Source organism: Bifidobacterium sp. (assembly GCF_051876855.1).
GTDB lineage: Bacteria > Actinomycetota > Actinomycetes > Actinomycetales > Bifidobacteriaceae > Bifidobacterium.
The window spans coordinates 136-13,466 of the sequence record NZ_JBJEIH010000038.1; the positions used below are offsets into that span (position 1 = coordinate 136).

The window sequence follows — 13,331 nt, forward strand, 5'->3', positions numbered from 1 at the left end:
CGCCCCGTCATGTCAACGGGTGGAACCGACAATCCAACTGTGTGACGGATTCCGCCGTGAACGCCCCGTCATGTCAACGGGTGGAACCGACAATCCAACTGTGTGACGGATTCCGCAATGGATACCCCGTCGCGCCTGCGGTGCAAAGCCTGCCGGGATTGGCGTCAAGGCCTTTGGCTTCTATCCGCTTTCGTTGCAGCGGCGATGCCATTAGATCCGCAATGCCTTCGAAGCAATCGATAGTCGCGATGACTATTCGCCGACTTGCGGATCGGCACTGCTGCTCTCAAGGTTCTTGCCGTTGATTTCCTCGGATTCGTCGTCCTCATCGTCTTCTTCGTCTTCTTCGTCTTGAATGCGTGTCGACCGCATCGCGGCGATGATCCACACGCTCAGCGCGATGCCGATCAGACCAGCGACGATTTCCATGATGCTTGGGATGCTCGCGCCCGAAGTCAAAGAAACGATGCCTTGCGCGAGCGATACGGTCGACAGCGACCCCAACGTGAGCACAATCAGCGGTGCCATGGGCTGCAACGGTTGCGAAATGCGCATTGATTCCCTCTTATTTGCTTCCCTGTATTCAGTCGTCTCTTCGTCTCTCTGCCGATGTCGTCTGAGGCGTTTCTCAGGACGAACCGGCAACATCCGTACTCGGCGGTTCGCGGTGCCGGGGCGTCGGTCTTGCGCCGTGGATAAGCGCTGACTGGATGCCTCGGGCGGCGAGAACGGCCGGATACGCAAAAACCGTGACCGACGAATGTCGAATCACGGTTTCATTGATGTGGTAGCGGGGCATGGATTTGAACCATGGACCTCTGGGTTATGAGCCCAGCGAGCTACCGAGCTGCTCCACCCCGCGTCGGCTGCTTCAAGCAGCAGTCATCTACTTTATAGGACGACGGGGAATTGTCAAATCGGCGTGCCGTTCAGCCCACAGCGGATTGCGGGGAAGCTGCTGTGACGGCGACGGTTGGTTCGCTGCATGGTTGCCGGTTTGTGTGGTTGCCGGTTTGTGTGGTCGTGTGTTCGCGCGTTGACGGCGTTGGTCGGCGTATGTCGTGGCATGCTTGCTCAGCCGTAAGTGTGCGGAATCGTTGTCCTGCCAAGGGCATTGCGCAAGAATCGTATGTCATGGCATGCGCGACGTTCTAGTTTCTGGTGGGCTTGGGATTTTCACGGTCGTGTTCTGCCGGTCGTGTATGCCGCGGTATACGTATTGCCGCAGATGCTGGTGGGTTTGGGAGGGGTGCGGGGGATTGTGCGTGTTGTGTATGTGCCGGCATGCGCGACCGGTTGGATGCTGGTGGTCTTGCGTCGCTGCCGGCTGTGTTTGGCGAGTTGTGTATGCCGTGGCGTACGCGGGTGGCTGTATCCGGAGAGTTCCGTATGGTGACCGCGGGTCTGCCGCACGTTGCGTATATGCCGGCATGCGTGAGTTGCCGGTTGTCGGATGGTTGGGGTTGTGCCCGGTGGTGTTCCGCCGGTTGTGTATGTATCGGCATGCGTATTGCCGCGGATGCTGGTGGGTTTGGGAGGGGACGCAGGGGGATTTTGCGTGTTGCGTATGTGCCGGCATGCGCGACCGGTTGGATGCTGGCGGTATCGCGTCGCTGCCGGCTGTGTTTGGCGAGTTGTGTATGCCGTGGCGTACGCGGGTGGCTGTATCCGGAGAGTTCCGCATGGCGACCGTCGATATTCCGCAAGTTGTGTATGTCGTGGCGTACACAACGTGCCAGGTGTTGGCCTGATTGAGCTGTTCGCGGTGATGTTCCGCAAGTTGAGTATGCCGTAGGATACGCGCCATGCGACTCTATGACTTGACGGTGGCGGATCGGCCATCCGCCACCGTGCAATGGTGCCAGTGTGGGGAGCGGCTCGCACCATGGCCTCTGAGACGGGCTGGATTGAGGTTTCTGGAGGGGCAGCGTCGGCATTGTGTGAGGATTCGCTCACATGGTGGCGGTTTGGGTGGCTGGAATCGGTTGGTTGTACGGCGATGAGGTGCGTTGTGTGAGGATTGGCTCACACAGTGACCTGTTCAGCAGCCGATATCAGCTATCCGGGCGACGCCAAGGGTCGTTGTGCGAGGATTTCCTCACATGACGGCGGGGTGAGATGACGGGATTTGGTTGGGTGTGCAGTGGCACCGGCATTGTGTGAGGATTGGCTCACATGGTGACCTGTTCGGCAGCCGATATCAGCTATCCGGGCGACGCCAAGGGTCGTTGTGCGAGGATTTCCTCACATGGTGGCGGTTTGGGTGGCTGGAATCGGTTGGTTGTACGGCGATGGGGTGCGTTGTGTGAGGATTTCCTCACATGGTGGGGCGTGCGATGGCGGGGATCAGTGTGCGGGGAGGGCGCGGGGGTCGTTGTGTGAGGATTGGCTCGCACTCTGACCTGTGTACGTGATCTGCCGCGGTGCAGTCAGCGGTCGCGCCTCACCCGTCCCCGCCCGCCGGCAATCGCGCACCCCGCCCTACCTCGCCCTCGCCCTACCGCACCCCGTCCTACCACACCTTGCCCTACCGCACCCCGCCCCAAACCCCACCATCCGGTCACATTTCAGCCGACGTCAAACACATATCAGCTTAACGGTGATAATGGAACCATGCCTATCAAGATTCCAAGCGGCCTGCCCGCACGTGCCATCCTCGACTCCGAGCGCATTTTCGCGCTGGAGAAACCTGAAGCTGAGCGCCAGCGTGTGCGCCCGCTGCGCCTGGTGATCTTGAATCTCATGCCGAAGAAAATCGAGACCGAAACCCAGCTGCTACGGCTGATTTCGAAGTCGCCGCTGCAGGTCGAGGTTGATTTCATGAAGACCTCGACCCACGAGTCCAAGCATGTCAGCGCCGACCATCTGGTCAAGTTCTACGAGAACCTCGACGCGTTCCGCGACAACTATTACGACGGCTTCGTCGTCACGGGCGCGCCGGTGGAGCACTTGGAGTTCGACCAGGTCGATTACTGGGACGAGTTCAAGGAGATTCTTGACTGGGCTGGTTCGCACGTGTTCTCGACGATGTACCTGTGCTGGGGTGCGATGGGCGCTCTGCACTACCGGTACGGCGTGCGCAAGCATCTGTTGCCGCAGAAGCTGTTCGGCGTCTATCCGCAGTATCTGCAGGACGAGTATTGCTTCCTGACCAACGGTTTCGACGAAATCGCGCTGCAACCGCATTCCCGGCTCGCCGGCGTGGACGAGGACGATATCGCGGCGAATCCCGACCTCCAGGTGCTCACGTGGGGTCCGGAGTCCGGCCCCGGCTTGATTGCGACGCGCGACTTCTCCGAGGTGTTCGCGCTCGGCCACTGGGAGTACGGCAAGATGACGCTCGCTGAGGAATACGAGCGTGATATGGCTAAGGGACTGACCAACGTGCCGTTCCCGGAGAACTATTTCCCGCACGACGACCCAAAGCTCGAGCCCTTGTTCAGCTGGCGCTCCCACGCGAACCTGCTCTGGCGCAACTGGCTGAATTGGGTCTACCAGACCACGCCGTACGACCTGCGTGAAGTCCCGCAATTGCGTGCGGAGAAGCGTTTGGGAACGGATCGTTCGATTCGTCATGCGCCAGGTTCGCCGCGAGGCGACGGGTACGCCCCGCTGATCAAGGACGGTTATGGCCTGATTAAGGACGATTATGCTCAGGACGAACGCGTGCGTTCCGCGACGTTGCCCGCTCCCGCCGGCCCTGTTGCCGACGGCGCCGATGCCTGACTGCTGACCTGTGCACGCTGTCCGGATATCGGACAGCAACGTCTTGCGTAGCGTTCGGCAATTCGGGTCGTTTTATCTAAAAACGGTTCGAGATTGTGAAAGAATTGTTACCAAGCCGCAGGAAAACGTCGTACAATCTCCACGTAGCCGTTCGGAGTCGAAGGCAGGTGCCGGCCCCGTCGGCGCCCGACCTACTCGCCACGCCATGAAAGTTTGCGCCGAAATCTTCCGGTCACATTCGCTCAGGGCGTTGGGCTAAACTGACAGCTGTTACGAGAAGTAGGAGGCGTAGATGGTGTCACAAGTCAGCGCGCAGCTCGTGCTCGCGGCCAAGACGGGTCCTGAACTGCCCTCGATCGACGATTTTCTTCCCGATCCGATCCTGTTCCAGGGCACGCCGTTCGCCATTAACCGCATCATTCTTATTCGAATCGTTGCCACTATCGTGCTGCTGCTGGTGATGTGCATCACGGCGAAACGTGCCAAGCTCGTTCCGGGTCGTTGGCAGGGACTGATCGAGACGCTGCTCGAATTCGTCCGCGACAATATCGTCTATCAGGTGATGGGCGAGGAGCGCGGACGCCGATATGTGCCGATGATTACCACACTGTTCTTCACGATTTTCGCGTTCAACCTGTGCGGTGTCATCCCCGGCATGAATATGGCGGCCACCGCAACGGTGACGATGCCACTCGTGTTCGCACTGTGGACTTTCGTGCAGTATTGGATTGCCGCTTGCAGGGAGAAGGGATTCTTCAAGTACCTGCGCGGTGAGCTCATGCCTCCAGGGGTCCCCCTGCCGATCGATATCATCCTCGGCCCGATCAACCTGCTCGAGGTACTGATCATTCGCCCGTTCTCGCTGACCGTCCGACTCTTCGCCAACATGATCGCAGGCCACCTTCTGGTCGCGACCTGCTTGGCGTTCACCCAGTTCTATCTCATTGAGTCGCCGAATTGGGGCATCAAGCCCGTCGGCGCACTGTGGTTGCTGGGCGGTTTCGCGTTCGTATGCTTCGAGATGTTCGTCGCGGCGCTTCAAGCGTACGTGTTCGCGATCCTCTCGACGGTGTACATCAACCAGAGCTATCCGGAGGTTGAGTAATTCGACCGTGCCCGGCGCGCCATACGCGTCGTGCAAAGGATCGCAACGGTGCCAGGCGCGGTCGCCCATAGCGGCCGTGTCCTGCCCGGCATCGTGACAGCGATGCGCAATAATTGAATCAAGCGAATGCACCGGTGTCTTGGGGCGCCGTGCAGAACACACTTCGGTCCCGTGCCGCGGGACCGTGTACCATGTCAGATTTCGGTAAGAAAGGACAACACATGGATATCATCACTCTCGCCGAGGTTGCAGGCAACATCAGCGTTCTGGGCTACGGCGTCGCCGCCATCGGCCCTGGCATCGGCATGGGCATCCTGGTCGGCAAGGCCCTGGAGAGCACCGCTCGCCAGCCTGAGGTCTCCGGCCGCATCCAGACCCTCATGTTCATCGGTCTGGCAATGATCGAGCTGCTCGGCCTGCTCGGCTTCGTCGCCTTCGTCATGGCTAAGTGAGCATCTGCGAACGCAAGCTTCACCAATAGTCAAGTAGAAACCCGAGCAAGAAAGGAGAACACCCATGCCACTGGCAGAGAAAAGCGGTATTTCGCTGTTTTTGCCTGAAACGTATGACATCGTGTGGTCATTGGTCATTCTCGTTGTCATCGCGGTCTGCTTCTACAAGTACGTCATGCCGAAGTTCCAGGCTGTCTTCGACGCCCGTGCGGCCAAAATCGAAGGCCGTATGGCTCAGGCTGAGAAAGCGCAGAAAGACGCTGACGAGGCCAAGAAGAAGTATGAGGACCAGCTCAGCCAGGCTCGTGTCGAGGCATCGAAGATCCGCGACGACGCCCGCGCCGAAGCGTCCCATATCATCGCCGATGCGCGTTCGCGCGCTGAATCCGATGCGGCCCAGATCACCGAGAACGCCCAGCGTTCGATCGAATCCCAGCAGAAGCAGGCTCTGGTGAGCCTGAAGGGCGAGGTCGGCACGTTGGCCACGGCTCTGGCAGGCAAGATTCTCGGATCCGAGTTGAGCTCGAGCGCCACCCAGACGCAGATGCTCGACAAGATGATCGACGAGATGGATGCAGACAGCAACAAGTAAGCGAAGGAAGTGAGATCACATGCGAGGAGAGGCATCACGCATCGCAGACCGCGTCTCGCGTGACTCGCTGGCGCCGAAACTCAAGGCGACCGGTGAGGATGCCTGGCGCGTAGGCAACGAGCTGTTCGCCGTCACCGATCTGCTCGACCACAATGTCCAGGTCGAACGGGCGTTGACCGACCCCGCACGTCCCGCTGCCGACAAGACCACCATGGTGCACACGCTGCTTGAAGGCAAAGCGCATCCGATGACCGTTGAGATCCTTGACGATCTGGTGCAGCGCCGCTGGAGTAAGCCGCATGATATCGCGAACGCGGTCGAGGATTTCGGCGTGGACGCGATGATGTACTACGCGGATGCGACTGGAACCACGATGAAGGTGTCCGTCGAGCTGGCCGAACTCCATTCGGCCCTGCTCAACATGCCGGTGGTTCGCACCCGTCTGTACGACGAGCATTCCTCGGCTGAGGCGCGCATCGCGTTGCTGCACAACGTGTTGTCCGGCAATGAGATCAGCAAAGTCACCATGCGCCTTGCCGAGCATGCCACGGCCAACCCGCGGCACCGTCGTTACCTTGCCACCATCCAGTGGCTGATCAACAAGCTGTCGAGGCATATGGGCGAATCGATGGTCACCGTGACCACCGCAGCCCCGCTGTCTGACGAGCAGATTGACCGGCTGACCAAGATCTACACCAAGCGCACCGGCCATGCCGTGCACATCAATTCGGTTGTGGATCCGACGGTGTTGGGCGGCATGCGCGTGCAGATTGGCCACGAGGTCAACGACAATACGGTGATCGCCCAGCTGAACAAGCTCAAGCGCAGCGTGCAGGTCACCGCCTGAACAGGCGTGTGACACAGACGAGTCAGTACGCGTGCAAACGCGAAAGACTTTCATGAACAAGAACAATAAGGAGTGATCATGGCAGAACTTACCATTGATCCCGCCGCGGTACGCAAGGCCCTCGACGATTTCGTCGAGTCCTACAAGCCGTCTGACAATCCGACCCAGGAGGTCGGCTATGTCGCGACTTGCGGTGACGGCATTGCGCATGTGACGGGACTGCCTGGTTGCATGGCCAATGAGCTGCTGACCTTCGAGGACGGCACGCTTGGTCTGGCGTTCAACCTTGACGCCCGCGAGATCGGTGTGGTCATCCTCGGTGACTTCGCCGGCATCGAGGAGGGCCAGGAAGTCCGCCGAACCGGCGAAGTGCTGTCCGTGCCGGTCGGTGACGGATACCTCGGCCGTGTAGTCAACCCGCTGGGCCAGCCCATCGACGGCCTCGGCGAGATCAAGAGCGAAGGCCGTCGTATTCTCGAGGCGCAGGCCCCGGACGTGATGCACCGTCATCCGGTCGACGAGCCGCTGTCCACCGGCCTCAAGGCCATCGACGCGATGACCCCAATCGGCCGCGGCCAGCGTCAGCTGATCATTGGCGACCGCCAGACCGGCAAGACCGCCATCGCGATCGATACCATCATCAATCAGAAGGACAACTGGAAGTCCGGAGACCCGAAGAAGCAGGTGCGCTGCATCTACGTGGCTGTCGGTCAGAAGGGTTCCACCATCGCCTCCGTGCGTCAGAGCCTCGAAGAGGCCGGCGCCATGGAGTACACGACGATTGTGGCTTCCCCGGCATCGGATTCCGCAGGCTTCAAGTACATCGCCCCGTACACCGGTTCGGCGATCGGCCAGCACTGGATGTATCACGGCAAGCACGTGCTCATCGTGTTTGATGATCTGTCCAAGCAGGCTGAAGCCTACCGAGCGATTTCGCTGCTGCTTCGCCGCCCGCCGGGGCGCGAGGCCTACCCGGGCGATGTGTTCTACCTGCACTCCCGTCTGCTGGAACGTTGCGCCAAGCTGTCCGACGATCTGGGCGGCGGTTCGATGACCGGTCTGCCGATCGTCGAAACCAAGGCGAACGACGTGTCTGCGTACATTCCGACCAACGTGATTTCCATTACGGATGGCCAGATCTTCCTGCAGTCCGACCTGTTCAACGCAGGCCAGCGCCCGGCTGTCGACGTCGGCATCTCGGTGTCCCGCGTCGGTGGTGCGGCACAGACCAAGGCGTTGAAGAAGGTTTCCGGCACGCTGAAGATTTCGCTCGCGCAGTACAAGTCGCTTGAGTCCTTCGCGATGTTCGCCTCCGATTTGGATGCCGCATCCAAGGCGCAGCTGACCCGTGGCGCTCGTCTGACCGAGCTGCTCAAGCAGCCGCAGATGTCCCCGTACTCGATGGAGCAGGAAGTCGTCTCGATTTGGGCCGGCACGCATGGCAAGCTCGACGATCTCGAGCTCGCGGACGTGCTGCCGTTCGAGAAGGGCATGCTGGACTACGTGGCGCATAACACGGACATTCTTACGACGATTCGTGACACCGGCGATTTCACCGCCGACACGGAGAAGGCCCTTGAAAAGGCCATCGATGATTTCCGTGCCACGTATGTGACCAAGGCCGGCAAGCCGCTCATCGAGAAGAAGCCCGTCGCCAAGACCGACACCCCGGTCGAGCAGGAAAAGATCGTCGCAGGGGAGAAGTGACCCATGGGCTCGCAACTCGCATTGAAATCAAGAATCGCCTCAACCCAGTCGTTGGAGAAGATCTTCAACGCCCAGGAGATGATCGCGTCCTCGCACATCGCGAGGGCGCGTGAGGTGGCGCTCAACGCCAAGCCTTACAGCGATGCGATTTTCGATGCCGTGCAAGCGTTGGCGGAGCACACCCATATCGACCATCCGATCGTGAAGTCCGACGAAAAGAACCCGCGCGTAGCCGTGCTGGCTCTGACGTCGGACCGCGGTATGGCCGGTGCGTACACCTCGTCGATCATCAAGGAAACGGAATCCCTGCTCGCCCGCCTCACGGACAAGGGCAAGGAGCCGCAGCTGTATGTGTACGGCCGTCGCGGCGTCACCTACTACAAGTACCGCAACCGCAAGGTGGCGGCCTCGTGGGAAGGCGACAGCGACAAGCCGGGTGTGGAGGTCGCCGAGTCGATTTCCAAGACCCTGCTGGACGCGTACATGCTGCCTGCGAACAAGGGCGGCGTATCCGAACTGTATATCGTGTTCACAGAATTCGTGAACATGGTTGTGCAGAAGGTTCGCGTCCTGCGCATGCTGCCGGTCGAAGTCGTGCCGGAAGCTAGGCAGGACTCCGGCCCGATCCCCGAGTCCACCGCGGCTCAGGCGACCCCGCTGTACACCTTCGAGCCGAGTCTGGAAAAGGTGCTCAACGCGATCATGCCGAAGTACATCCAGTCACGCATCCATGAGTGCCTGCTGACTTCGGCCGCATCGGAGACGGCATCCCGGCAGAACGCCATGCACACGGCAACGGACAACGCACGCAACCTTGTCGACGAGCTGACGCGCAAGCTCAACGCCTCGCGCCAGGCATCGATCACCCAAGAACTTACCGAAATCATCGGCAGCGCCGATGCGCTGAACAAAGAGGAAGAGTAGGAACGCATATGGCTGAGAACCAGACCACAGCGGCTTCCGAAACCGACGTCGAAGCGACGAACGTCGGACGCGTGACGCGCGTCCAGGGCTCCGTCATCGACGTCGAGTTCCCGGTAGGCCACCTGCCCGACATCTACAACGCCTTGACCGTGAAGCTCAACAGTGTGGGCAACACCGAGGGCGAGACGCTTCACCAGATCACCATGGAGGTCGAACAGCACCTCGGTGATTCCACCGTGCGCGCGGTCGCGCTCAAGCCTACTGACGGCTTGGTGCGTGGCGCCGAAGTGACCGATACCGGCGGCCCAATCGAGGTTCCTGTCGGTGATGTCACCAAGGGGCACGTGTTCGATGTCTCGGGCAACATCCTCAACAAGAAGCCTGACGAGCATATCGAGGTCAAGGAACGCTGGCCCATCCACCGCAATCCGCCGGCATTCGACCAGCTGGAGTCCAAGACCCAGATGTTCGAAACCGGCATCAAGGTCATCGATTTGCTAACCCCGTACGTACAGGGCGGCAAGATCGGCCTGTTCGGCGGCGCAGGCGTCGGCAAGACGGTCCTGATCCAGGAAATGATCCAGCGCGTGGCCCAGAACCACGGCGGTGTGTCCGTGTTCGCCGGCGTCGGCGAGCGTACCCGTGAGGGCAACGATCTGATTGGTGAAATGGCGGAGGCAGGCGTGCTCAGCAAGACCGCGCTGGTCTTCGGCCAGATGGATGAGCCCCCGGGGACCCGTCTGCGTGTCCCGCTGACCGCACTGACCATGGCAGAGTACTTCCGCGACGTGCAGAACCAGGACGTGTTGCTGTTCATCGACAACATCTTCCGCTTCACGCAGGCCGGTTCCGAGGTTTCCACGCTGCTGGGCCGTATGCCTTCCGCAGTGGGTTACCAGCCGAACCTCGCCGACGAGATGGGCGCGCTCCAGGAGCGCATCACCTCGACCCGCGGCCACTCGATCACTTCGCTGCAGGCCATTTACGTGCCTGCGGATGATTACACCGACCCGGCCCCGGCGACGACCTTCGCCCATTTGGACGCAACGACCGAGCTTTCGCGTGATATCGCGGCCAAGGGTATCTACCCGGCTGTCGATCCGCTGGCTTCCACGTCGCGAATCCTCGACCCGCGCTATGTCGGCCAGGCACACTATGAGTGCGCCAACCGCGTCAAGGCGATTCTGCAGCGTAACAAGGAGCTGCAGGACATCATCGCCCTGATCGGTATCGACGAGCTCGGCGAAGAGGACAAGACCATCGTCAACCGTGCCCGCAAGATCGAGCAGTTCCTCGGCCAGAACTTCTACGTGGCCGAGAAGTTCACCGGTCGCCCGGGCTCCTACGTGCCGGCCGACGAGACCATCGAGGCCTTCACCCGCATCTGCGACGGCGTGTATGACGACGTCCCGGAGCAGGCGTTCTCCGGCATCGGCGGCATCGATGACCTCGAGAAGAAGTGGCACGACATGCAGAAGGAATACGGCGACTGATGGCGGGCGCGACCATGCAGGTGAACATCGTCGCGGCGGACCGCCCGTTGTGGTCCGGCACGGCGAAGTCCGTCACCATCCCCGCCTCCGAGGGCGGGATGGGCATCCTGCCTAACCACGAGCCGGTGCTGACCGTCATCAAGGACGGCACGATCGCGGTGGTGGACCCTGATGGCGTACGGCATTCCTTCGATGTCACCGACGGATTCATTTCCTTCGATTCGAACAAACTCACCGTTGCGGTTGAGCGCGGACATGACGTGGTCCCGACTTCCGGTTCCGCAGCCGTAGGCGACGGACAGGAAGCCTGATTAGGCCTCGTTTCGGCTTTGGGCCGGCCTTGTCACATTGTGACGGGCCGGCCTTTTGCATGCTGTGGACTGGGGTTGTTGCGGTTGTTGGGGTTGCATGGATTGGGGTACCGAGTGCTGGATTTCTGAGGTGGTAGGGGTGCGCTGTTGGAGCGGAGCTTCTAGCTTCTGTTGGGGCGCGTTTACATCACCGGGCGGCGGCGTTTGCGGCCGTGTCGGCGGTGGTGCTGTTAGGCTGTCGGATGTGAGAATCATTGTTGCGGATTGCAGTGCGCAGTATTCGGGACGGCTCAACGCGTCGCTCCCGTTGGCCAAGCGCGTGCTGCTGGTGAAAGCGGATAACAGCGTCCTGATATTTTCAGAACTCGGATCGTACAAACCGTTGAATTGGATGGCGGCCCCGTGCACAATCCGGCAGATTGACCCGCCGGACGCCGACGATGACCCTGATACGCCGGTTCCTGAGAGGGTGCTGCGCGTATGCGCCGAGAAAAGCGATGACGTGCTGGAAATCACCTTGCAGCATGTCTACGCTGACGATACCTATGATTTGGGTGAGGATCCGGGTCTGGTCAAGGACGGCGTCGAGGACCATCTACAGCGGTATCTCGCCGAGCAGATTGAGCGGATTGGCGAAGGCGCCAAGCTGGTCAGACGAGAATATCCAACGGCGATCGGGCCGGTCGATATCATGGCGATCGACGGCGATGGTACGCATGTGGCGATTGAAATCAAGCGGCATGGCGGAATCGACGGGGTCGAGCAGCTGACCCGGTATTGCAAGCTGCTTAACCGCGATCCGCTAATCGCGCCCGTCCGCGGTATTTTCGCCGCGCAGACCATCACCCCGCAGGCCAGGACGCTCGCCCATGAGCGTGGCTTCGAGTGCATGATTTTGGATTATGACGATATGAAGGGTCAGGAAGACGGGACGTTGCGCCTTTTCTAAGTCCCCAATACACAAACTGGTTACGCTAAACGGGCGCTTAGCGCAACCAGTTTGTATAAGTGGGGCCGGTGGAGGTGACGCAAATGGTGTCACCTCCACCGGCCCCGCGGATTGTAGACAATCGCCGGAAATCCGCCGACAATCAGTAGGCATAGAGGATATCGACCACGAAATACAGTGTGGAATTGGCTGGGATGGTCACTTTGCCGGTGGTGCTGTCCGTCTGGTCAGTCGATCCGTAACCCTGATCCGGCGGAATCACCAGCAGCACCTGCGACCCGATGGTCTGCCCGGTCAAACCGGTCTTCCATCCGGTGATGACTTGGGAGAGCGAGAACTGCGAGGATGACCCGCGGCTCCAGGAGGAATCGAACTGGTGGAGCTTGCCGTTGCTGTCCGCGTACCAGCCGGAATACTGGGCATCCACGGTCTGAGTGGCTTTCACCGCGGCGCCGTCGCCCTTGATCAGGGTCTGGACGACCAGTTTGCCGTCGGGCTTATACCCGTTGAGATTGAGCGACGGCTTGCCGCTGCTGGCGAGCGTGACCTTCGGCAAGTTAGCCGGAATGTCGGTGACGGCTTTGCCTTCCGCACGGGTCAGGGCCTTCGTACGGGAGATGATGGTCAGCACCATGAGATACGACGTGCCGGACGAGTTCTGGTCATTGACGCCGAACGCGATGGTCGTGTTGACTTTCTGCCCTTTGAGAATCTCGTAATAGGCGGTGTTCGTGGAGGATTCGTTCACGACGATTGAGCAGTCAGGCGTGTTCTTCTCCCACGTGCTCATGATCTGCGAGCCGTCCTTGGCGTTGAGCGCGATGCCTTGGGCGCACAGACGGTCGCCCTCTTTGATCGTCTCGCCGTTGCCCTGCTGAAGCACGGCGTAGGTATTGTCTTGGACGGTCATGGGGGTGTGGAATTTCACGGTCGGCTTCTTGCCAGGGTCGCCGGTCGCTGTGACTCCGGCGATTTTGTTGAGTTTTGTGCTTGACGCGCTGGAGCTGGCGGATGCCGAGGAAGACGATGAAGACGAGGAGCTGCCTGAACCGCATGCCGCGATGCCGAGGCACATGCCGGCGGCGCACAGCGCGGTAACAAGGCTGGCGGCGGCGTGATGAAGTCTGGGGGAAATACGCATATTCACCACACTAGCGGCCGACCATGATATCGCCGGTCGCCTTCGTTACCTGCCGCAACCTGCGAACGGACTGTGCGACGGTAG

12 protein-coding genes and 1 tRNA gene are annotated in these 13,331 nt (G+C 60.4%); 10 read left to right on the plus strand and 3 right to left on the minus strand.

The genetic code is table 11. The features are described 5' to 3' along the window. Window positions 1-252 precede the first annotated feature (252 nt). Together ACI38B_RS03080 and ACI38B_RS03085 are read right to left on the minus strand one after the other, a co-directional pair. Window positions 253-555, minus strand: coding sequence for a hypothetical protein (locus ACI38B_RS03080; protein WP_439729483.1), 303 nt, complete (start codon window positions 553-555; stop codon window positions 253-255). 230 nt (window positions 556-785) lie between these two features. Further along, a tRNA-Met gene (locus ACI38B_RS03085) sits at window positions 786-862 on the minus strand. 1,751 nt (window positions 863-2,613) lie between these two features. On the opposite strand from ACI38B_RS03085, the gene ACI38B_RS03090 reads away from it, so the two are divergent. The 10 genes from ACI38B_RS03090 (at window position 2,614) to nucS (ending at window position 12,106) form a co-directional block, all read left to right on the plus strand. Beyond that, window positions 2,614-3,726, plus strand: a complete 1,113-nt coding sequence (locus tag ACI38B_RS03090; RefSeq protein ID WP_439729484.1) for a homoserine O-succinyltransferase — start codon at window positions 2,614-2,616, stop codon at window positions 3,724-3,726. Between the two features lie 292 nt (window positions 3,727-4,018). Beyond that, the gene (gene atpB, locus ACI38B_RS03095; protein ID WP_015451081.1) at window positions 4,019-4,831 is read left to right on the plus strand and encodes a F0F1 ATP synthase subunit A; all 813 of its coding nucleotides are present in this window, start codon (window positions 4,019-4,021) and stop codon (window positions 4,829-4,831) included. 221 nt (window positions 4,832-5,052) lie between these two features. Continuing rightward, on the plus strand, window positions 5,053-5,283 hold the full coding sequence (gene atpE / locus ACI38B_RS03100) for an ATP synthase F0 subunit C (RefSeq protein ID WP_015451080.1): 231 nt from the start codon (window positions 5,053-5,055) through the stop codon (window positions 5,281-5,283). Between the two features lie 64 nt (window positions 5,284-5,347). Next, entirely contained in the window at window positions 5,348-5,875 is a 528-nt protein-coding gene (locus ACI38B_RS03105) for a F0F1 ATP synthase subunit B (RefSeq protein ID WP_015451079.1), read from the plus strand. A 19-nt stretch (window positions 5,876-5,894) separates the two neighbouring features. Beyond that, window positions 5,895-6,722 (plus strand): F0F1 ATP synthase subunit delta, encoded by an 828-nt coding sequence (locus tag ACI38B_RS03110; protein WP_439729485.1) that lies wholly within the window; start codon window positions 5,895-5,897, stop codon window positions 6,720-6,722. A 78-nt stretch (window positions 6,723-6,800) separates the two neighbouring features. Further along, a complete protein-coding gene (gene atpA / locus ACI38B_RS03115; protein ID WP_339562671.1) occupies window positions 6,801-8,429 on the plus strand; it encodes a F0F1 ATP synthase subunit alpha in 1,629 nt (542 codons plus the stop codon). Window positions 8,430-8,432: 3 nt separating this feature from the next. Then, window positions 8,433-9,353 carry a F0F1 ATP synthase subunit gamma gene (locus ACI38B_RS03120; RefSeq protein WP_439729486.1) on the plus strand — a complete coding sequence of 307 codons (921 nt, stop codon included), beginning with the start codon at window positions 8,433-8,435 and terminating at the stop codon, window positions 9,351-9,353. A gap of 8 nt (window positions 9,354-9,361) precedes the next feature. Continuing rightward, complete coding sequence (atpD, locus tag ACI38B_RS03125; RefSeq protein ID WP_015451075.1) at window positions 9,362-10,846, plus strand: F0F1 ATP synthase subunit beta; 1,485 nt, start codon at window positions 9,362-9,364, stop codon at window positions 10,844-10,846. Further along, window positions 10,846-11,157 (plus strand): F0F1 ATP synthase subunit epsilon, encoded by a 312-nt coding sequence (locus ACI38B_RS03130; protein WP_033506114.1) that lies wholly within the window; start codon window positions 10,846-10,848, stop codon window positions 11,155-11,157. Before atpD ends, ACI38B_RS03130 begins: the two co-directional genes overlap by 1 nt. A gap of 244 nt (window positions 11,158-11,401) precedes the next feature. Then, window positions 11,402-12,106, plus strand: coding sequence for an endonuclease NucS (nucS, locus tag ACI38B_RS03135; protein ID WP_439729487.1), 705 nt, complete (start codon window positions 11,402-11,404; stop codon window positions 12,104-12,106). Window positions 12,107-12,248: 142 nt separating this feature from the next. On the opposite strand, the gene ACI38B_RS03140 is transcribed toward nucS, so the two are convergent. Beyond that, complete coding sequence (locus ACI38B_RS03140; protein ID WP_439729488.1) at window positions 12,249-13,247, minus strand: FKBP-type peptidyl-prolyl cis-trans isomerase; 999 nt, start codon at window positions 13,245-13,247, stop codon at window positions 12,249-12,251. Between the last annotated feature and the right edge of the window lie 84 nt (window positions 13,248-13,331).